This is a genomic window from Kangsaoukella pontilimi (assembly GCF_009830125.1).
Taxonomy (GTDB): Bacteria; Pseudomonadota; Alphaproteobacteria; order Rhodobacterales; family Rhodobacteraceae; genus Kangsaoukella; species Kangsaoukella pontilimi.
The window spans coordinates 889,378-909,535 of sequence record NZ_WUPT01000002.1 but is presented as its reverse complement, the minus strand read 5'-3'; the positions used below and the strand labels follow the sequence as shown (position 1 = coordinate 909,535).

22 protein-coding genes are annotated in these 20,158 nt (G+C 61.8%); 5 read left to right on the top strand and 17 right to left on the bottom strand.

What is annotated here, in order from left to right; all coding sequences use genetic code 11:
- Nucleotide 1: 1 nt before the first annotated feature.
- Genes narI through GQ651_RS13990 form a run of 5 tightly spaced genes read right to left on the bottom strand, consistent with a single transcriptional unit; the run spans nt 2 to nt 9,476 of the window.
- A complete protein-coding gene (narI, locus tag GQ651_RS14010) occupies nt 2–751 on the bottom strand; it encodes a respiratory nitrate reductase subunit gamma (protein WP_072779868.1) in 750 nt (249 codons plus the stop codon).
- A gap of 12 nt (nt 752–763) precedes the next feature.
- The gene (narJ, locus tag GQ651_RS14005; protein WP_072779869.1) at nt 764–1,468 is read right to left on the bottom strand and encodes a nitrate reductase molybdenum cofactor assembly chaperone; all 705 of its coding nucleotides are present in this window, start codon (nt 1,466–1,468) and stop codon (nt 764–766) included.
- 1 nt (nt 1,469) lies between these two features.
- Nucleotides 1,470–2,993, bottom strand: a complete 1,524-nt coding sequence (narH, locus tag GQ651_RS14000; protein WP_093994234.1) for a nitrate reductase subunit beta — start codon at nt 2,991–2,993, stop codon at nt 1,470–1,472.
- A complete protein-coding gene (locus tag GQ651_RS13995) occupies nt 2,990–6,730 on the bottom strand; it encodes a nitrate reductase subunit alpha (protein ID WP_160764839.1) in 3,741 nt (1,246 codons plus the stop codon). The genes narH and GQ651_RS13995 overlap by 4 nt, the downstream gene beginning before the upstream one ends.
- 13 nt (nt 6,731–6,743) lie before the next feature.
- Nucleotides 6,744–9,476: a nitrate/nitrite transporter gene (locus tag GQ651_RS13990; protein ID WP_160764838.1), complete on the bottom strand. Its 2,733-nt coding sequence runs from the start codon at nt 9,474–9,476 to the stop codon at nt 6,744–6,746.
- A 260-nt stretch (nt 9,477–9,736) separates the two neighbouring features.
- On the opposite strand from GQ651_RS13990, the gene GQ651_RS13985 reads away from it, so the two are divergent.
- Nucleotides 9,737–10,432 carry a helix-turn-helix domain-containing protein gene (locus GQ651_RS13985; protein WP_160764837.1) on the top strand — a complete coding sequence of 232 codons (696 nt, stop codon included), beginning with the start codon at nt 9,737–9,739 and terminating at the stop codon, nt 10,430–10,432.
- Between the two features lie 10 nt (nt 10,433–10,442).
- Nucleotides 10,443–10,757: a carboxymuconolactone decarboxylase family protein gene (locus GQ651_RS13980; RefSeq protein WP_093994237.1), complete on the top strand. Its 315-nt coding sequence runs from the start codon at nt 10,443–10,445 to the stop codon at nt 10,755–10,757.
- A gap of 6 nt (nt 10,758–10,763) precedes the next feature.
- On the opposite strand, the gene GQ651_RS13975 is transcribed toward GQ651_RS13980, so the two are convergent.
- The 8 genes from GQ651_RS13975 to GQ651_RS13940 all read right to left on the bottom strand — a co-directional run bounded on the left by GQ651_RS13975 (nt 10,764) and on the right by GQ651_RS13940 (nt 15,513).
- Nucleotides 10,764–11,033 carry a DUF6455 family protein gene (locus GQ651_RS13975; RefSeq protein WP_227258182.1) on the bottom strand — a complete coding sequence of 90 codons (270 nt, stop codon included), beginning with the start codon at nt 11,031–11,033 and terminating at the stop codon, nt 10,764–10,766.
- Nucleotides 11,030–11,323 carry a DUF6455 family protein gene (locus GQ651_RS13970; protein ID WP_160764836.1) on the bottom strand — a complete coding sequence of 98 codons (294 nt, stop codon included), beginning with the start codon at nt 11,321–11,323 and terminating at the stop codon, nt 11,030–11,032. Before GQ651_RS13970 ends, GQ651_RS13975 begins: the two co-directional genes overlap by 4 nt.
- 133 nt (nt 11,324–11,456) lie before the next feature.
- Nucleotides 11,457–11,900: a CBS domain-containing protein gene (locus tag GQ651_RS13965; RefSeq protein ID WP_227258181.1), complete on the bottom strand. Its 444-nt coding sequence runs from the start codon at nt 11,898–11,900 to the stop codon at nt 11,457–11,459.
- 72 nt (nt 11,901–11,972) lie between these two features.
- Nucleotides 11,973–12,581: an NnrU family protein gene (locus tag GQ651_RS13960; protein ID WP_406565469.1), complete on the bottom strand. Its 609-nt coding sequence runs from the start codon at nt 12,579–12,581 to the stop codon at nt 11,973–11,975.
- A 64-nt stretch (nt 12,582–12,645) separates the two neighbouring features.
- Nucleotides 12,646–13,857, bottom strand: coding sequence for an NnrS family protein (locus GQ651_RS13955; protein ID WP_160764835.1), 1,212 nt, complete (start codon nt 13,855–13,857; stop codon nt 12,646–12,648).
- The gene (locus GQ651_RS13950; protein ID WP_227258275.1) at nt 13,854–14,468 is read right to left on the bottom strand and encodes a 5-formyltetrahydrofolate cyclo-ligase; all 615 of its coding nucleotides are present in this window, start codon (nt 14,466–14,468) and stop codon (nt 13,854–13,856) included. The genes GQ651_RS13955 and GQ651_RS13950 overlap by 4 nt, the downstream gene beginning before the upstream one ends.
- 94 nt (nt 14,469–14,562) lie before the next feature.
- Entirely contained in the window at nt 14,563–15,036 is a 474-nt protein-coding gene (locus tag GQ651_RS13945; protein WP_160764833.1) for a hemerythrin domain-containing protein, read from the bottom strand.
- 15 nt (nt 15,037–15,051) lie between these two features.
- Nucleotides 15,052–15,513, bottom strand: a complete 462-nt coding sequence (locus GQ651_RS13940) for a group III truncated hemoglobin (protein WP_227258180.1) — start codon at nt 15,511–15,513, stop codon at nt 15,052–15,054.
- 88 nt (nt 15,514–15,601) lie between these two features.
- Between GQ651_RS13940 and GQ651_RS13935 the strand changes: the two genes are divergently transcribed.
- From GQ651_RS13935 to GQ651_RS19110, 3 genes are read left to right on the top strand one after another with little or no spacing between them, the layout of a single operon-like run.
- Nucleotides 15,602–16,003, top strand: a complete 402-nt coding sequence (locus tag GQ651_RS13935) for an RrF2 family transcriptional regulator (protein WP_160764832.1) — start codon at nt 15,602–15,604, stop codon at nt 16,001–16,003.
- A gap of 42 nt (nt 16,004–16,045) precedes the next feature.
- A complete protein-coding gene (locus GQ651_RS13930) occupies nt 16,046–16,321 on the top strand; it encodes a hexameric tyrosine-coordinated heme protein (RefSeq protein ID WP_319637434.1) in 276 nt (91 codons plus the stop codon).
- On the top strand, nt 16,254–16,595 hold the full coding sequence (locus tag GQ651_RS19110) for a DUF1403 family protein (protein ID WP_160764831.1): 342 nt from the start codon (nt 16,254–16,256) through the stop codon (nt 16,593–16,595). The genes GQ651_RS13930 and GQ651_RS19110 overlap by 68 nt, the downstream gene beginning before the upstream one ends.
- A 20-nt stretch (nt 16,596–16,615) precedes the next feature.
- Here the strand turns inward: GQ651_RS19110 and GQ651_RS13920 are convergent, their stop codons facing one another.
- The 4 genes from GQ651_RS13920 to GQ651_RS13905 form a co-directional block, all read right to left on the bottom strand.
- Nucleotides 16,616–17,290, bottom strand: coding sequence for an ankyrin repeat domain-containing protein (locus GQ651_RS13920; protein ID WP_160764830.1), 675 nt, complete (start codon nt 17,288–17,290; stop codon nt 16,616–16,618).
- A gap of 65 nt (nt 17,291–17,355) precedes the next feature.
- A complete protein-coding gene (locus GQ651_RS13915) occupies nt 17,356–17,838 on the bottom strand; it encodes a GlcG/HbpS family heme-binding protein (protein WP_160764829.1) in 483 nt (160 codons plus the stop codon).
- Nucleotides 17,839–17,927: 89 nt separating this feature from the next.
- A complete protein-coding gene (locus GQ651_RS13910) occupies nt 17,928–18,536 on the bottom strand; it encodes a response regulator transcription factor (RefSeq protein ID WP_160764828.1) in 609 nt (202 codons plus the stop codon).
- Nucleotides 18,533–20,071 (bottom strand): sensor histidine kinase, encoded by a 1,539-nt coding sequence (locus tag GQ651_RS13905; protein WP_160764827.1) that lies wholly within the window; start codon nt 20,069–20,071, stop codon nt 18,533–18,535. The genes GQ651_RS13910 and GQ651_RS13905 overlap by 4 nt, the downstream gene beginning before the upstream one ends.
- Between the last annotated feature and the right edge of the window lie 87 nt (nt 20,072–20,158).

Genomic DNA, 20,158 nt, shown 5'->3' with positions numbered 1-20,158 from the left:
CCTACTCCGCCGGCGTTGCTTTGGGCGCAGCGCGCTTGGGCAGTGGTTTCTGCCGCCGCGAGCGCACCAATTGGTATCCGGGGCGCAACAGGTACCGGAACGGCGCGGCAAAACCGGACACCATGTGCACCAGCCGGGTGAACGGAAACAGTGCCGTGATGATGAGCCCGAGGAAGATGTGCAGTTTGTAGAGCCAGTGCACGTCAACCACCATGGCCCAGGCGTTCAGGTTCCATGACACGATGCTCTGCGACCAGGTCATGAAACGCACCATCTCTGCGCCATCCATGTGTTGCAGGGTCTGCGTGATGGTCAGAAGGCCGATCACCAGCTGCCACCAGATCAATACCATGATAATGATGTCAGCCCAGCTGGATGTCATCCGGATACGGCTGTCGCCCAAGCGGCGATGCAATAGCATTGTCGCACCGATCAATGCAGCGATGCCCGCAGGGCCGCCAATGAGCACGGCCATCCATTGCTTGACCCAGTACGGCACGCCAATCGCGTCCAGCACCCAGACCGGGGTAAAGAGCCCGACCAGATGCCCGAAGAAGACGGTGATGATGCCGACGTGAAACAGGATCGACCCCCAGATCAGTTGCTTGCGACGCAAAAGCTGGCTCGATGAGCTCTTCCACGTGAATTGATCCCGATCGTAGCGGGCGATCGAGCCGACCACGAGGATGGTCAACGCGGCATAGGGCATTATGCCGAAGATGATGAAATCGATATCGAAATTGGCAAACATGGTGCTTTCTCCCTATTCGGCCGCGTGGTGCGGTGCGGGATTGACGGGTGTGTCCATGCGCGAAAGCATGTCACGAACTTGCGGGCACCCCGCATTCGGGTCTGGGCCGAAAAGCACTTCGCTTTCTTCCCAAACCTCGTCGAGGGCCTCCAGATCGGAAGGATCGTCATCGGGCTGCGCCAGCATCTCGGCCACTGCGCCCTGGTCGGCCTTTGCGCCTGCCAGCTGCAAGAGGCTGGCAAACACAGCACCGTAGTTGCTTTCCCGCCGGCCAAGTCGTGCGTTCAACGCCTCAAAGATATGGGCTGCATCCGCGAGAATGTCCTGTGCTTCCGAGAAGGGACGCGTCGACAGGAATTCCAGCAGGACCGGCAGGTGATCAGGCAGTTCCGATGTATTCGGCTCGAAGCCGCCCGCGCGATAGGTCTCGATCAGAGACACCATCGCCCCGCCCCGGTCCCGGCTTTCGCCGTGGACATGCTCGAAGAGGTTGAGCGACAGGGTCCGCGATCGGTCGAAGAGCAGCACGAACTGTTCTTCGAGGTCATAGATGTCGCGCCCGCCAAGCTCCTCCACCAGCGGGCGCAACGCCCGACGGGCTGCTGCTGTCAAACGCGTGTCCGAGGCCAGAACGGCGCCGATCTCGGGCATGGCATGCTGCAGCTCGCGTGTCGGGTAGCTCAGAATGAGCGAGAGTGCTTTCAAAGTCCGGTCCATATCACATCGCCTCCGTGGGCATCTTGAGGGGCCTTTTGGAACCACCGAAGAGGGAACCCTTGGTTGATCCGCCGCCGCATCCATTGGTGTCGGTAAAGCCGCAGCCGCCACGCAGGTCATAGGCTTCTTCGACCTGCTCGCGGTGCGTGGTCGGGATGACGAACCGGTCTTCGTAATCTGCAAGGGCCATGATTTTATACATGTCCTCGATTACGCGACCGCTCAGGCCGACGCGGGCCGCAATGGCCTCGTCGATCACACCCTCGATGGTCTTGGTCCGCATGTAGGACCGCATGGCCAGCATACGCTCCAGCGCGTGCACCACCGGCTCTTCGTCTCCGGCCGTCAGCATGTTGGCGAGGTATTTCACCGGAATGCGCAGGTTCTTGACGTCGGGCATGCCACCATCGGTCCCGATCGCCCCGGCTTCCGCCGCGTTCTGGATCGGGCTGAGTGGCGGGATGTACCACACCATTGGCAGCGTCCGGTATTCGGGATGCAGCGGGAAGGCGACCTTCCACTCCATTGCCATCTTCCAGATCGGGCTTTCCTGCGCGGCCTTGATCCAATCCTCGGGAATGCCGTCGGCACGGGCCGTCTCAATAACCACCGGGTCTCTGGGGTCGAGGAAGACACCAAGCTGCGCATCATAGAGATCCTGTTCGTTCTCCATGTTGGCCGCATCTTCGATCTTGTCGGCATCATAGAGCATGACGCCGAGGTAGCGGATGCGCCCAACGCAGGTTTCCGAGCAGACAGTCGGGTTGCCGCTTTCGATCCGCGGATAGCACAGGGTGCATTTTTCGGATTTCCCGGATTCCCAGTTGTAGTAGATCTTCTTGTAGGGACAGCCCGAGACGCACATCCGCCAGCCCCGGCACTTCTCCTGGTCAATCAGGACGATGCCGTCCTCCTCGCGCTTGTAGATCGCACCCGATGGACACGAGGACGCGCAGGCCGGGTTAAGGCAGTGTTCGCACAAGCGGGGGAGATACATCATGAAGGTGTTCTCGTATTCCCCGTAAATCTCCTTCTGGATGCCTTCGAAGTTATAGTCCTCGGACCGTTTGGAGAATTCGCCGCCCAGGATTTCTTCCCAGTTCGGACCCTTCTCAATCTTCTCGATACGCTCGCCGGTGATCTTGGAGCGGGGACGTGCCGTCGGAAACGCCTCCATCTCGGGGGCGGATTTCAGATGATCGTAGTCGAAGTCGAACGGCTCATAATAGTCGTCGATTTCCGGCATGGATGGGTTGGCGAAAATGTTGGACAGGATGCGCCACTTGCTGCCCTGCTTAGGCTGCAGTTTGCCTGCCTTGGTCCGTTCCCAGCCGCCTTTCCAACGCTTCTGGTTTTCCCAATCCGTCGGATAACCTGTGCCCGGTTTCGTTTCCACGTTGTTGAACCAAGCGTATTCAACGCCATCCCGGCTCGTCCAGACGTTCTTGCAGGTGACAGAACAGGTGTGGCACCCGATACATTTGTCGAGGTTCAGCACCATGCCGATTTGTGCGCGGATTCTCATGTCGTGGCCTCCTGTGCAGGCGCTTTCCAGCTCTCTTCGCGGTCGAGCCAGTCAACTTTCTTCATTTTGCGGATGACCACGAGCTCGTCCCGGTTCGCGCCCACGGTGCCGTAATAGTTGAAGCCGTAGGATTGCTGGGCGTAGCCGCCGATCATATGGGTGGGTTTCAGGACCGTTCGGGTGACCGAATTGTGGATCCCTCCCCGGTGTCCGGTCTTCTCGGACCCCGGTGTGTTCACGATCTTTTCTTGAGCGTGATACATGAAGGTCGTGCCTTCCTTGATCCGTTGGGACACAACCGCTCGAGCGGTCAACGCGCCGTTGGTGTTGTAGACCTCGATCCAGTCGTTATCGACGATACCGGCGGATTTGGCGTCCACTTCGGAGATCCAGACCACCGGCCCGCCCCTGTTCAGCGTCAGCATCAACAGGTTGTCGGTATAGGTGGAGTGGATGCCCCATTTCTGGTGGGGTGTGATGAAGTTCAGCACAAGGGTGTCACCTTCGTCCTGCACCTCCTTGGTGATCGTCTTGAGGTCGATCGGAGGTCGATAGGACATGAGCCCTTCGCCGAAGGCCAACATCCACAGGTGATCCTGGTAGAGCTGTTGCCGTCCTGTCAGTGTCCGCCAGGGGATCAGTTCATGAACGTTGGTATAGCCTGCGTTGTAGCTGACCTTCTCGCTCTCGATCCCTGACCATGTCGGGCTCGAGATGATCTTGCGCGGCTGTGCGGCGATGTCGTGAAAGCGGATCTTCTGGTGATGCTCACCTTCGGCCAGATGCGCGTGTTCGCGCCCTGTCGCCTTGCCTAGCGCTTCCCAGGCTTTCACGGCCACGTTGCCATTGGTTTCTGGGGCCAGCATCAGGATGACCTCGCAGGCATCGATCGCACTGTCGATCTTCGGCCGTCCGGCCGCGGCTCCGTCCAACTGCAGGCCGTTCAATGCCGCTAGGTTGTCGATTTCCTCCTGCGTGTTCCAGGTGATCCCCTTGCCGCCGTTGCCCAGCTTGTCGAGCGCGGGTCCAAGCGCCGTGAAACGATCATAGATCGCGGTGTAGTCGCGTTCGACCGCCACGTAAGCCGGCGCCGTCTTGCCGGGGATCAGGTCGCATTCGCCTTTCTTCCAGTCCTTCACCTGGTCCTGTGCAATCTCGGCAGGGGTGTCATGCAGGATCGGGAGAGCGACGATGTCGGTCTCTTTGCCCAGATAGCCCGGCACGATCTCCTGGAACTTCTTGGCGATGGCCTTGAAGATCTCCCAGTCGGATTTGCTTTCATAGGCAGGGTCCACGGCCGCCTGCAGCGGGTGGATGAAGGGGTGCATGTCCGACGTGTTCATGTCGTCCTTTTCGTACCAACTGGCCGTCGGCAGAACGATGTCGGAGTAGACCGCCGTGGTGCTCATCCGGAAGTCGATGGTCACCAGCAGGTCCAGCTTGCCGCGCGGCGCGTCTTCATGCCACTTGGCTTCCTTGGGCAATTGGCGACCGTCTTCGCCCAGGTCCTTGCCCATAACGCCGTGGTCGGTGCCGAGCAGGTGCTTGAGGAAGTATTCATGGCCCTTGCCGGAGGAGCCCAGCAGGTTGGAGCGCCAGACAAACAGGTTGCGTGGCCAGTTGGCGGGGTTGTCCGGGTCCTCGCAGGACATTTCCAGATCGCCCGACTTGAGGTTCTCGGCCACATAAGCCGGGATTTCCTTGCCCGCTTCCTTCGCGGCCTTTGCGACCTCCAGCGGGTTTGTCTTGAGCTGTGGTGCCGAGGGCAACCAGCCCATGCGTTCCGCACGGATGTTGTAATCGATCAGGCTGATGTCCCAATCCCCCTCGGGGGCGGTCGGTGACAATATCTCCGAGGCCTCAAGCGTCTCGTAGCGCCACTGGTCGGTATGGGCATACCACGCGCTGGTCGAGTTCATGTGGCGTGGCGGACGGTTCCAGTCGAGCGCAAAGGCCAGAGGTTGCCAGCCAGTCTGCGGGCGCAGTTTTTCCTGCCCCACGTAATGCGCCCAACCACCACCGGACTGGCCGACGCAGCCGCACATCACCAGCATGTTGATGACACCGCGATAATTCATGTCCATGTGGAACCAGTGGTTCATCGCGGCCCCGATGATGATCATCGACTTGCCTTGTGTCTTCTCGGCGTTGTCCGCGAATTCCCGAGCGACATGGATGATCTTATCGGCCGGAACCCCGGTGATCTTTTCTGCCCAGGCAGGGGTGCCGGGCATGTCATTGGCATAGTCCGAGGTGACCCAGTCCCCGCCCAGTCCACGATCCAGACCGTAGTTGGCGCAGAACAGATCGAAAACCGTGGCCACGGAAATCTCGCCATCCGCCGTCTTGATCTTCTTGACGGGGATGTTGCGGGTCAGCACGTTGGGGTGATCGGCGTCGGTCGCAAACTGACCGTACGCCTCCCCGCCAAAATAGGGGAAATCAACGCCGACCACATCGTCATGGTCTTCGTCGAGAACGAAGGACATCTTCAGGCTGGTGTCCGCCTCGTGTGCCTTTTCTTCGAGGTTCCACTCCCCGTCTTCGCCCCAACGATAGCCGACCGACCCATTGGGGGCGACAAGCCCCTTGGAGTTCTCGTCAAAGGCGACGGTCTTCCATTCGGGGTTGTTCTGTTCTCCGAGCTTGCCGTCCAGATCGTCGGCGCGCAGAAAGCGGCCCGGGACGAGCTTGCCGTTGCGTTCGTCCAGTTTTACCAGCATCGGGAAGTCGGAGTACTTGCGGGTATATTCTTCGAAATATTCGCACTGCCGGTCGAGGTGGAATTCGCGCAGGATGACGTGACCGAAGGCCATGGCCAAGGCTGCGTCGGTGCCCTGCTTGGCATTCAGCCAGACATCGCCGAACTTGGCGGCCTCGGAATAGTCGGGACAAATGACGGCGGATTTGGTGCCCTTGTAGCGGGCCTCGGTATAAAAATGCGCGTCCGGCGTCCGCGTCTGCGGCACGTTCGATCCCCAGAGCAGCAGGTAGCCCGCATTGTACCAGTCGGCACTTTCCGGTACGTCCGTCTGCTCGCCCCATGTCATCGGAGACGCCGGCGGCAGGTCGCAATACCAGTCGTAGAAGGACATGCAGACGCCCCCCATCAGCGAGAGGTAACGCGACCCTGCGGCGTAAGAGACCATCGACATCGCGGGGATCGGCGAGAAACCGAACACGCGGTCGGGGCCGTAGGTCTTGGCGGTGTAGGCGTTGGCAGCCGCCGTGATCTCGGTCGCTTCGTCCCATGTGGCGCGCACGAACCCGCCCTTGCCGCGGGTCTCCACGTAGGAGGCCCGCAGGATCGGATCGGCCTGCAGCTTGGTCCAGGCCTCGATCGGGCTCATGTTTTCGCGCATCTTGCGCCAGACCTTCATCAGCCGTCCGCGGACCAGCGGGTTCTTCACGCGGTTGGCGCTGTAGAGATACCAGCTGTAGCTTGCGCCGCGGGCACAGCCGCGCGGTTCATGGTTGGGCAGGTCGGCCCGCGTACGCGGATAATCGGTCTGTTGCGTCTCCCAGGTGACGATGCCGGATTTCACGTAGATCTTCCAGCTGCACGACCCGGTGCAGTTTACCCCATGTGTGGAGCGCACGACCTTATCGTGACGCCAGCGGTTGCGGTATGTGTCTTCCCAGTCGCGGTTCTCGCGGGTGACTTTGCCAAAGCCATCGGAAAACTGTTCAAGGTCCCTGGACTGGAGGAAGTTCAATCTGTCGAGCAGGTGGCTCATCTGGCGTCCTTTCTTATTCAGCAGGTTGCGCAGCGGCACCTGTGCCGCGACCGCGTTCAATGTCATAGAGAAGCCCGCCGGGCCGGGTGTAGTAGACCCAGGTCACGACCAGGCAGATCACGTAGAAGCCGAGGAAGGCCCAGAGCGCGCCATTCGGGGCTCCGGTCATGGCAATCGACGTGCCGTAGAGTTTGGGGATGAAGAAGGCCCCGTAAGCCGCGATCGCCGAGGTAAAGGCGATGATGGCAGCGCTTTCGCGTTCGGCCTGCCTACGGCTTGCCACCGCATCGAGTTCCGGCATCAGGCGCGGGATCTCGCGTCCCATGATCGCGGGGATCATCTGGAAGGTGGAGGCGTTGCCCACGCCGGTCAGGAAGAACAGAGCCATGAAGCAGGCAAAGAAGCCCATGAAGCTGCCGCCCTGCCCGTCCGACGGCAGGAAGGAGATCACCCCGAAGACCGCGACGATCATGCCTGCGAAGGTCCAGAAGGTGACCCGCCCGCCGCCGAAACGGTCGCTGATCCAGCCCGTGCCCGCGCGGCTCAGCGCGCCAACGAGGGGTCCAAGGAACACGTATTGCAATGCATTCACTTCCGGGAACATCAACCGTGTCAGCAGCGGAAACCCGGCCGAGTAGCCGATGAAGCTGCCGAAGGTGCCGGTGTAGAGCACACACATGACCCAGTTGTGGAAGCGGCTGAAGATGATCGCCTGATCGCGGAAGCTGGCCTTGGCGTCGGCAATGTCGTTCATGCCAAGCCAGGCTGCCGCCGTGGCGACGAGGATGAAGGGCACCCAGACAAAGCCTGCGTTCTGCATCCAGAGCTGGCTGCCGTCATCCAGAGTGACTGGCGATCCGCCCATGGCACCGAATACACCGGCGGTGATCACGATCGGCACAAGGAATTGCATGACCGAGACACCGAGGTTGCCGAGACCCGCATTCAGTGCCAGCGCATTCCCCTTCTCTGCTTTCGGGAAGAAATAGGCGATGTTGGCCATGGAGGAGGCGAAGTTGCCGCCACCGAGGCCACACAGAAGCGCGAGCGCGAGGAAGATCAGATAGGGCGTTTCGGGGTTCTGAACGGCATAGCCGATCCCGATGGCCGGTAGCAGCAGCGATGCCGTTGACAGAGTTGTCCAAAGCCTGCCGCCGAAGATCGGCACCATGAAGCTGTAGAAGATGCGCAAAGTCGCGCCCGACAGGCCCGGCAGGGCAGCCAGCCAGAACAACTGGGACGAGGTGAAGTCGAACCCGATGGCGGGCAAGCGGGCCACAACCATCGACCAGACCATCCAGACCGAGAAGGCCAGGAGCAGCGCCGGGATCGAGATCCACAGATTGCGGCGGGCGACGGCGCGCCCTTTCTGCTGCCAGAAGTCGGCGTTCTCGGGCTGCCACTCGGTCAGCGTCCGGGGCATGGCCGTTTTCTCGGGCGAGTGGATCTCCTGCATCTCGGGAAGTTCGGGGAGGGCATCGAGTTCGGGACCATGCGCCGCCCGCTCCATCGCGCGCACCGACAGGTGCATCCAGCCGAGTGCGATCGCGACCAGCGCAAACAGAAGCGCGAAACAGCTTGTGTAAATCCCCGTCAATTCGAGCAGGGCACCAAAGCCGATCGGCAGGACAAATCCCCCGAGGCCGCCGATCATGCCCACAAGTCCGCCGACCGCGCCGACATGGTGCGGATAATACACGGGGATGTGCTTGAACACGGCTGCCTTGCCGAGGCTCATGAAGAAGCCGAGGACAAAGAGCGTGATGACAAATGGCCAAAGCGCCATTTCGGTGGAGAAAGTGATGGGTCCGTTCTTGCCCTGGATGACATAGTCCGTCGGCGGGTACGACAGCATGAAGAGCAGCACCAGGCTGAACCCGAAGGTCCAGTACATGACCGCGCGTGCGCCGAACTTGTCGGAGAGATGTCCGCCATAGGCGCGGAAGAGCGAGGCCGAGAGGGAGAAAGCCGCAGCCGCCATACCGGCCGCCCGGACATCAAGCCCGTAGACATCGATCAGGTAGTGCGGCATCCAGAGCGCCAGCGCCACGAAGGCACCGAAGACGAAGAAATAATAGAGCGAAAAGCGCCAGACCTGGAGATTCCGAAGCGGTGCGAACTGCTGCATGAGGCTCGGCGCTTTGACTCCGGATTGACGCCGCGCCACCAATTCCGGATCGTCCTTGGCGAACAGGAAGAAGATGACGGCCATGATGGCCAGCCCGACCGCCCATACATGCGCGACGCCCTGCCAGCCGTAAGCCACCATGACAAAGGGAGCGACGAACTTAGTGACTGCGGCCCCCACGTTGCCCGCCCCGAAAATTCCGAGTGCCGTTCCCTGATGGCCCGCATCATAGAAACGCGACACATAGGCCACGCCGATGATGAAGGAGCCGCCAGCCAAACCGATGCCGAGCGCCGCGACCAGATACATGATGTAGGTTGACGCGAATGTCAGCGCCCATGTGGCCAGCGCCGTCAGCAGCATCTGTGCGGTGAATACCAGACGTCCACCGTATTTCTCGGTCCAGACCCCCAGGAACAGTCGCGAGATCGAGCCAGTCAGGATCGGTGTTGCCACCAACAGGCCGAACTGAGCCTCGTTGAGACCGAGCTCGGCCTTGATGCCGACCCCGATGATCGAAAAAATGGTCCAGACGGCAAAACAGGCTGTGAAGGCGATCGTGCTGAGCGCGAGGGCTCTGTTCTGGTCTGATCTTGGGACGGTTCCGGCACTGTCCATGGCATGTCCTCCTGGCATCTGTACGGCAAGAATGCCCTTTGCGGGCTTGCGGACAGGTGTGGCGGAGGTCGCGTGAACGGTGCTTGATCTGGATCAAGAAAACAGAAAAATACAGCAAAATAAATATATTATGCAGATTTATCAAGTCGGTGCACGCGGCGATCAAGTTCGGGTCCGGCAAAGGTCATACTGTTGATTGACATTTATCAATTATTGAAGAAACGTATGTCAAAAAGGGATCGGGAGCCGCGAAGTCTGCAATGCCTGAGTCGTATGAAGAAGACATTCGCGCGCTCGAGCTGTTCGCGGAGATGGAAGAGGCAAATTTTGATGCCCTGATGCGGGGCGCCTATGTACAGAATTTCCCGCCACGCATCGATCTGATCCATGAAGAAGACCGGCCTGATTTCCTACATGTCGTTCTGACCGGATCCGTCGATCTTTATTCGTCCTGGAACGGCCGCGAGAGTTCGATGGCCACGGTGCGGCCGATCTCGACCTTCATCCTTGCGGCAACCATCAACGACCTTCCCTATCTGATGTCCGCCCGCACATTGGAAAGAAGCCGTATCATGTTGGTTCCTTCCACGGACGTGCGGCAAATCTTTTCCAAGGACCCCGCCTTCGCACGGGCGATCGTGACTGAATTGGCGCAGTGCTATCGGTCGGTCGTCAAGAACACCAAGGATCTGAAACTGCGCACGTCGCTGGAGCGGCTGGCCAACTACATCCTGCGTCAGCAAACGCTTTCCGGGTCGACCGAGTTCGACCTGACAATGGAGAAAAGGCGTCTGGCTTCCTTTCTCGGCATGACCCCGGAAAACCTGAGCCGCGCCTTCAAAGGCCTTGAGCCCTATGGCGTAAAGGTCTCCTCGAACCATATCTCAATCGTCGATCCCGATGACCTTGCCCGGTTCGCAAAGCCCAATCCCCTGATCGATGATCATACAACGTGAGGAGCGTCCAATGACAAAATCCATGCCTGGCGCGGCCGGTGACCTTGCAGAGCAGCACCCCGAAATCTGGAGCGCCTATTCCAGCCTCGGCGCAGCCTGCGCAGAGGCGGGTCCGTTGACCGATCGCGAGAAACGGTTGGTGAAACTGGCGCTTGCGATCGGGGCGGCCTCCGAAGGGGCCGTCCACTCGCACAGCCGCCGGGCGAAGACCGAGGGCGTCGAGAATGCAGCGCTCACACAAGTGGCGCTACTGGCGATCGGCACACTGGGCTTGCCGCGGGCCGTGGCGGCCAAAACCTGGATCGAGGACGTTCTCGGCGCGTAAAGTGACTTAGCGCGGTCTCAGCCCGTCAAACAGCGCTGCGTTCGGACAGAAGGACGGTGGCTGAGCGCCGTGCTCGGCCTTTGCCAGCCAAGCCTTGCAGGCCTCGTCATTCCGACAGTTCAGACATCTGATGACGGCTGACTGAAGCTCCGAGTCCCCACACAGCCCGCGTTCAAGGGCCGTCATCGCGCCGGTGATATCAAGCATATCTCCCATCTGGCCCAGCCGCGCCTCGCGGACCGCGTAAAAGCTGCCAAGTGCCTCGCGAATGGTCATGCGCCCGGTTCCTTTGTGTAGCCGTCTGCCTTCAAACGCAGGATCGTGTCCCGGTTGGGACAGAACGCGGGCGGCGGCACGCCATCCTCTGCTGTCGCCAGCCAGCTTGCGCAGGTGTCGCCGCTCTTGCATTCGTAGCAATTGATAATGGTGTCGCGAATTTTGTCTTCCACGTCCTTCGGGATACGCCGTTTCGGGAGCGTGACACCCGTGACGTTGAGCATTTTCCGCCTGAGCGCCAGGCGTTCTTCGAAGGCACCAATCGTTGTCTCGAACAAGCTTGTTGTCATGGCAGACACACCTCCCCTGTGTTGCACATGCTCACCTTACGCGTAGAATCACTGAATACCTTGATCTGGCGCAATTCGGCTCAAAATGAGACGCGCGGCGTCACCGGTTATCCGGGCACCACAAAAGCGCTCGCTACCCGGATATGTATCGCTCCAGTTGGTCGATCACGAAGCGCTGGTCGCTGATCTTGCTTTTTACCAGATCGCCGATCGAGACAATGCCAATGACCCGGTTCTCACGGATGACCGGCAAATGACGTATCTTCTTTTCCGTCATCAAAGCCAGACCCTGATCGGTAGACTGGCCGGGATCGGCGCAGACAACCGGGGTTGTCATGATGTCCCTGACTTTGGTTTTGGGAGAGGATTTGCCCTTCAGAAAAACCCTTCGTGCGTAATGCCGCTCGGTAATAATCCCGACCAGCATCTCACCATCCAGAACAACAAGCGCCCCGATGTCATGATCGGCCATTGCCTGGATGGCATCGAGGACGGTGGCATCAGGCGGCACACTGAAGACCTCCGTGCCCTTCTCGTCCAGGATTTGCCGAAGCGTTTTCATCGGATACGGTTCCATCCATCAACTGCTGCAAGAGACTGTAGCCGATCTTGGTACGCGCGCCTTGATCAGAATCAATTATGGGTTTTCTCAGCCCAGCGGGCTGACGCCGAACAACCATGGATGCACCCAGATCAAGCCGACATAAAACGCGACGCCAGCGATCCCGCGGGCGATCGCCCCGCCCCAGGACGTCGGTCTGGCAGTCCCAAGGCTGGAGGTCACCTCGGCATGGAGACGGTGCCACGCCACCCCCATGTCACGCTGCCGCCGCCGGTCGACAAGACGCACGCCGATCGCGGCGAAGATCGCGAAAAACCCGAACAAGAGCACATGCGCCAGATCGCCGTTGGGCACGACATGCGCCAACGCCCAAAGCGACAATGCCAGAAGTATCGGGTGCCGCGTCATCCGAACTATTCCAGCGTGCGTCGGATCAAAGCGGTCGTTGTGCGCGCCGCCGAAGGAAAACGGGTTCGGCCGCCCGATGGCAAGCGCCAGGACCACGCAGACGGGCAGCATCACAGCAAGTGGCACATGCCCCTGCCACGGCGTCCAGTTCCACAGCAGCACGACAGGCGCGCGCCCGGCGGCGCCAATCAGCCAGACCAGTGCGGCCAGCGACAAAGCAGAATAGGCAATGGTGAACCCGCGTTGGCCCAACCGGGCCTGCAACCACGGCCGTATGGGAGGGCGCAAGGGGAGCGAATGTGTGACAAGAAAACCGACCCAGGCCAAGGTGAATTCCAGCCAGCCCACATCCTTACCCTCTGCGCTGCTTGTCTGGAGGCAATCGCAGCAGGAGTGGTCCATAGATCATGACGAACGCGCCGAAGCCCGTGATCCAGCCAAGGCCCGCGAGCAGGTGCAGCCTGTCCGCCTCGGACGGCCAGACCCCTGCACTCACCCGGGCCAGAACCGCCACGATCACAGCGACATAGATACCAATCGTTCCGATCCCGGCCGTCAGCGGCTGGCCAGTATGCCCCAGCGTGGCACGGGTCATCACGGCCATCGTCATCAGCCCGATCGCCCCGGCCATCCAAATATGCTGTGCCGCTGCCGCCCCGAAGAGATCTGGCCGGAGAGTTTCTGCGGCGATGGCGAGTGCCCCCAGAGGCACAAGGGCATAGGCGACGTGCAGAACGGCAACCAGCGGTTCGGGTCCCGTGCGATGCCCGGCCCACCGTGCTAGCCGGACAGCATGCGCAATGCCCGCCAGAAGAAGCGCGAGACCCGCGACCGAGTGATCCGGAAAGGCGACCCAGATCAGAAGCGCCGCCAGAAGCAGCAGCAGGGCGCCCTTGTCGAGTTTCTGCATTGGCGGTGTCGGCAATTGTCCATCGCCACGTTTGACCAGCCAATTGCGCGTGAAAGACGGCACAATCCGCCCGCCAATAACGGCGATCATCATCACGCCAGCGCCAAGCCCCAGGCGCAAGCCATAGCCTTGCGCGGCATAGGAGCCAGTCGCGGCCTCCCAATGAAACAACGCATTGGCGAGCGTGAACACAGCCAGCATGCCAAGAACGAGAAGGTTCCTCCAATTTTTGCCCACGACAATCTCGCGCGCGATCATCAGGCCAAGGGCAACCGGCATCGCGAGGTCGACGACGGCGACCACAAGAGGCGGCAGCAGCAGCGACAGCCCTACGGCAACGCGCCCTGCCACCCAAAGCGCAGCCAGCCCGCCCAACGGCCAGCCGACAATCGGCAGCCGCCCGGTCCAGTTCGGCACCGCCGTCAGCAGGAATCCCGCAACGACGGCCGAGAGATACCCGAACAGGAATTCATGCGCATGCCATGACACCGGGTCGAATGCCGTTGGCACTGTCAGCGCCCCGGACAGCATTGGCACCCAGAGCGCCATGATCAGCACGGCCCAGACCGCAGCCCCGAGGAAAAAGGGGCGAAAGCCGAATGTGAGCAGTGCCGGGCCGCGCCAAGCGCGCATTTGCTCAGCCGTGGAGCTCATGGTGTTTGCCGGGAAACTTGCACGCCCTCTTGGGTCAGGATGACGTCCAAGGGAATATCGTGAGGCTGTGGGAAAATCGTTGTCAGGTAGGCGGAGTGAAACCCTATTCCGATGGTAAACGGCCGTGGCGTCAATGCGGCCAGCGTTCTGTCGAAATAGCCACCCCCATAGCCAAGTCTGCAGCCCTGGCTATCCCAGCCCACCAATGGCGCCAGCGTTATGTCGGGCGTCAGCGCATCTGCCTCGGGCGGCGGGACGGGAATGTTCCAACTCCCCAGCACCATGATTGTGTCGGGGGTCCAGCGGCGAAAAACAAGCGGCGCGGCCCTGTGTTCGACCAATGGCAAAGCAAGTGTGACACCTGCCGCGTGCAGATCGGCCATCAGCGGTCGCAGATCGGGCTCTCCCTTGATTGGCCAATACGCCGAGACCACCCTGCCCTGCGCCCTGTCAAAGCGCGTGAACAACAGCTCTCGCAGATGCTCGGCTAGCGCCCTTCCCACGGCTGCACGGCCCCTGACGCTGAGCGCTTGGCGCTCCGCGCGCAGTCGCGTACGTTCCGACGCTCGCCATCGCGCCACGTCCCGCGCCTGTTCGGGATCCACCGCCATCGGATCAAAATAGTCTGGCGCGATCTCGCCCGCGAGGCACGGCGGCGAGGCGAAACGGCTTCCAGTGTCTGTGATCCCCATTTCGCGAGCGCCCTCAAGCCGGCTCGAACTGTGGGAACAAGACATCGTTTTCCAGGCGCATATGCTCCTCCAGGTCGCCGAGGAACTCTGCCAGTCCGGTGTAAAGCGCAGTCCAGGTGCCGCAGGCCCCCGCCGGCAAGGTCAAATTGCAGGTCAGACGGCGGATATCGGCAATTTCGGTGGCGTGATTGTCGTGATCAGCACGCATGACCGCAATCGGGTTTTCGATGCCGGGCATCCCCCCCTTGCGGATGGCGGGGAAGAGGATCAGTTCCTCTTTTTTCATATGCACTTCCATATCGCCGATCATCCGCTCTAACAGGTTGGACAAACCCTCCGGCACATCATCATCACCGAAATGCACCGTTTCGACCCGTTCGGCCATCTGGGCAAGCAGGGGCAGCTGTTCACGGTGCCGCTCATGATAACGCGTTTCGATGTACCGGGTCAGCTCAGCAGGATCTTGTGGCGGGCTTGTATCAGGCATTGCAGCATCCTTTCTTCAGCGTAAGTTAGGAACGGTTTTTGAGTTGGCGCGAGCCGTGTCCTCCACGGCCATATGCAAAGAGTGTGCAATCCGCTCGGCGCGGATCATCACATGCGCGGCACCGGCAGGTGGGCAGGTCTCATAGGCGGTCTCGCGAAACAGGCTCAGCCAACGGTCGAAATGCGACCGTGATACCGGCAGATGCGCATGCGCTGGCACTGGTGCACCGTGATACTGCCCTGTCATCAACGCGACGGACGACCAAAAGGCTATCATCCGCGCAAGATGTGGCTCCCAGTCGGTGATGCGGCTTGCGAAGATCGGTCCGAGAACACTGTCTGCGCGAACCTTACCGTAAAATCGATGTACCAAATCCGTCAGCATCCCTTGATCGAGGCCGGTCTTGTCCATGATCGCGCGGGTCATCTCGGGTCGTGCTGATGAAATGCGCGGTTGTTCTGATTGCATGCCGACCATTCTGGCGTCCTGAGGGTTTTTCCGTTGCACCAAGAGGTAGACCTGCTAATGGGTATTGTAAATACCTATTCATGTAGTGGAGAGCCCTTTGCGTCTCACATCTTTTACGGATTACGGCCTTCGCATGCTGATGCGCATGGCTGGTGCGCCGGACCGCGCCCACTCCACGGCCGAGATGGCCGATGAGTTCGGTCTGTCCCGCAATCACCTGAGCAAGATCATGCAGCGGTTGTCGTCAGCCGGTGTCGTCGAAACGCGCAGAGGCGGCGGTGGCGGCGCGATACTGGCAAGGCCCGCGCAAGAAATCCGTTTGGGTGATGTGGTGCGCCTGCTTGAAGAAGATCAGCCCCTCGTCGAGTGTTTCCAGCCAGAGACAAACACTTGCTCACTTCACGGTCGGTGCCGGTTAAAAGCTCGTTTGCGCTCAGCCGAAACGGTGTTCCTTGCTGATCTTAATCGCTCGACACTTGCCGATATTATCCTTCCGTGAATGCCTACAGGCGCTTGAGCATTCCCTCCTTCACATTTCAAAATGATGAAAGGACATCTCATGTCGAAATGGCTTCCAACCCTGATTACGAAGTCTCCCGAAGAAGGGTACGATCTCGCGTTGAAGCGCTCAGGCATGAGCATCAAACTCAGCCAACCTGACGCAGGTCTGCGGGAGGTATCAAGGACGACCGGAACGGGCCGCCGAGCGTCCGGTGACGGTTGGATGGTTGCAACGCGCGCTGCCCCAGATGGAGACGGACCAGATTGCGTCGTGTCTAGACGCCGGCCGGTGCACCCCGGTGGCCCGAGCTGGTAAGGCTCTGGAAGCCACGTTGGATAGCTGTCTGCGTGACCAGTGGTTCGCGCTGTTTCTGGCCGACGCTGTTCTGGCGCAGGCGCTCTGCTGGTTACATGTGACGTCACTCATCGTGCTCGGTCGCAAGCACGCCGATCTGAGGAGGGCAGGCGCAGACTTGCGATTGGCCTGCCACGCGGCCTTGGTGACAGCAGTAGTTGTAGCGCCGCCATCACAGACCAGTGCCGCTTTCCTGCCCGCTTTTCGTAAATGGGGCAAGAAAAACAGATGGTAAGTCCGAGAAATCAGAAGATGTCAATCTGGAGCCCTCAGCCGTTCGGCCATCTCGTTATATCCACGCGCCTCGGCGTGCTGAAGCGGTGTGACGCCATCGCGGTCGGCAAGGGTTCGGTCGGCTCCGGCGGAGAGAAGTGCGTCGAGCACGGCCTGGTGATCGGCGCCGCCATCGCCCAGAACCACGGCTTCCATCACCGCCGTCCAGTGCAGGTTGTTGATGTGATCGAGCGGCGCGCCCGCATCAATCAGACGCCGCACCACCTCGGCATGACCGAGATGGGCCGCGGCGATCAGCGCGGTGCCGAGATAGGGGCTCGTCACGAGGCCCGGATCGTTGCCCAGTTCGATGGCGAGCGACATCAGCTCGGGATCATCCGCGACGGCGGCGATCGTCACGACGTCGTAGGCCCGGTGTTCGAGGGCGTTCATGTCGGCTCCGGCCTCAGCCAGGGCGCGCAGCGCGTCGTCCTCGGAGGCGAAGGCCGCCACATGCACCGGCGTCCGGCCCCTGGAGTCACGGGCATCGACGTCAGCACCTTGTGCGACCATTCGTTCAATCCCGGCGACATCGCCCTCATGGGCGGCGCGGAAGAGACCGTCATAGGCCGCGACTTCGCTTGCGGAGGGGGCGGTTTGCGCCGCGACCGGGCCGGCAAGGGCGATGAAAAGGGCAATCAGGGAAAGACGGCGCATGGGTCTACCTTTCTTGGGGTGTTCGTGAGGACGGGGCCGCGCCGCACGCGCGGCCCCCGTTGGTGTTACGCGGCGCCGATCGCGTCGAGACCCACGCGGGCGCACTCCGCGTCGATCGCACCCGACGGTGCGCCGCCGACGCCGATGCCGCCCACGAGCGCGCCACCGATCCGGATCGGCAGACCGCCGGCCTGGATCACGAGACGCGGGTCCATGTCGCGCAGGCCGTTGTTCGCCGTGTTGCCGGAGATGAAGTCGGCAAGCCCGGCCGTGTCCCGACCGAGACCGGCCGAGGTGAAGGCCTTTCCGGTCGCGCTCGACGCGGTGTGCGGGCCGGAAGTGTCGGCCTTCAGAAGCACCTTGGTGTTGCCGTCGCGGGCGACGATCGCGACGCTGACGTTGTGACCTTCAGCGGCACAGGCCTCGAGGGCCGCGTTCGCAGCGTCGCTCGCCATGGTGAGCGGCAGATAGGGGATGGTAGGCAGATCCTGCGCCTGCGCCGCCACAGGGGCGGCGAGAGCGGCGAGAAGAGCGGTTGTTCTGAGCATGTCGGTTCTCCTTTGTGGGTGACGGGGAGACACCTACGCCATCGCGGGAGCCCGTCCCATTCGTAGGCCGGCCCGATCCTTCCGTAGAACTACGCAGCGCTCTCGGCCTCGATCCACAGACGCGTCATCTCGGCCGGCGAGGTCGTGCCGAGCTTGGCCCCGATCGCCGCGCGATGGCTTTCCACCGTCCGGGGCGAGACATCCAGCGCTGCGGCGATGTCGCGGGTCGCGAAGCCGCGCGCCACGAGCGACAGCACTTCCCGCTCGCGCGGCGTCAGCCCGGCCAGCAGCGCCATGGTTTCCCGGCGCTCGGCGTCGGCTTCGGCGGCCCGGCCGAGCGCGGACTGTCCCTTCTGGATGGCGTCGATGAGGTCCTGCTCGTCCACCGGTTTCGACAGGAAGTCGATGGCGCCATTGCGGAACGCCTTTCGGCAGGCCTCGATATCGCCATGCCCCGAAATCACGACGGTCGGCCATTCCACGCCGCTTCCCGTCAGGCGTTCCTGCAGCTTCAACCCCGAGATGGCCGGCATCCGGATATCTAGGATCAGACAACCGGGCGCGAGTTTGGGCAAGGCCGACAGGAAGTCTTCGGGACCTGCGAAGGCCCTGACATCGACCCCGACGGTCGACAGAAGCAGCGAGAGCGCATCCCGGACCGCCGCATCGTCGTCGACAAGATAAACCGGCGCGGTCATTCCGCGGCCTCCCGGGCGGCGCGGGCCAGCGGCAGGCTGACCCTGAACCGGGCGCCCTCGCGAGCCTCAAGCAATGTCAGATCGCCGCCGGCCCGCTCGACCAGCCGTTGGCTGAGCGCAAGGCCGAGGCCCGTTCCGTTCTCTCGTGTCGTCACGAAGGGGGTGAACAGCCGGTCCCGCACATCCGGCCGAATGCCGGGTCCGGTGTCGCTCACGTCGATCACTGCCATAGCGCCGTCGAGCGACGCCTCGACGGCAACCTCCCGCGCCCCGGCACTCTCGGCGACCGCGTCGAGCGCGTTGCGCATCAGGTTGAACAACACCTGCTCCAGCTCCACACGATCGCCCTCCACCGTCAGAGGCTTCGATGGCATCGTCAGGGTGAGGCGGACGCCTAGCTCCCGGGCCTGTCCCGCGAGCAGGTTTTCCGCCACGCCGATGCAGTCCCTGACGTCGATGGGTTCCGCATTGCGTTCGCGCAGCCGCGTCCACGTCCGCAGGCGCTCCAGGATCGCGGAGGCGCGCCGCGTCTGCCCGACAACCTCCTCGAGGATCCCAGAGACGCGGTCGATATCGCCCCGTGCGGCGAGGTGCCGGGCCGCCTGGGCCTGCGCCAGGATCGCCGTCAGAGGCTGGGTCAGTTCATGGGCCATGCCACTGGCCATCTCGCCGAGCGCGTTCACCCGGGATGCATGGCTGAGACGGGTCTCGAGACCGCTCAGTTCAGCCCGCGCTTCCGCGTCGCGGACCTTGGCGCGTTGTCGGCCGATCACGCGCAGCGCCATGGCGCCCAATGCGATCACGGCAAGGACAAGAGCCACCCGGCCCGGAGGCAGGATGTCCGAAAGGGTCATGCGGATCGCGGTCTTCAGGTCAAGCGGCTGCGTGCCACTCGACAGGGGGCGGGTGAACTGCGGAGCGTTCACGTCTCCGGGAGCACCGATCAGCGTGGTCCCGTCGGGAAGCGCCAGCCAGCGTGTCGCCTCGGCCCGTGTCCAATAGTCGGAATCCCCGTCAAGCAGCGCCGCGGCGTCGATCACGAGGGCAAGCCCGTAACGCGCAGCCTGCGAATTCGGGCTTCGTTTGACAATCAGGTAGGCCGGACGATCGGAGGGATAGCGTACCAGCACCGGGGCACCTGTCGAGCGGTCAGCGGCCGCGCGGATGAGCGCCCGCAGATCGGCCTCGCGGACCCTGATCTCGATCACGCCGTCCGCCCCGTCGAGCGGCACGAGAGAAATGCCGATGATGCGGGGGTAGAACCGCATGATCGCGCCCGCGACCTCGCGGAAGAGGTCTGGACGCGGCTCCGCTCCGGCCACCGCAATGGCCGACAGGGCCGTCAGATGCGCGTCATGCTGGTCGACGCGTTGCGAGGCGACCGCGTGAAGGCGATCGCTCTCCGCCGTCAGGTCGGCCAGACGCGCGTTGCGCTCGAAACCGGCGAGAAGCCCAAGCGCAAGCACGCAAACGAGTGCCCAGGCGATCCCCCTGGCAAGGGGCCCGCGCAGGATTTGTCGTCGTGTTGTTCGCATTCTCTCTGGCACCTGTGCGGTTGCGTTGCGCGCGACGCCTCCTCTGGCACCGTGACTTCGAGACAAGCATACCAACGTGGCGCAGTT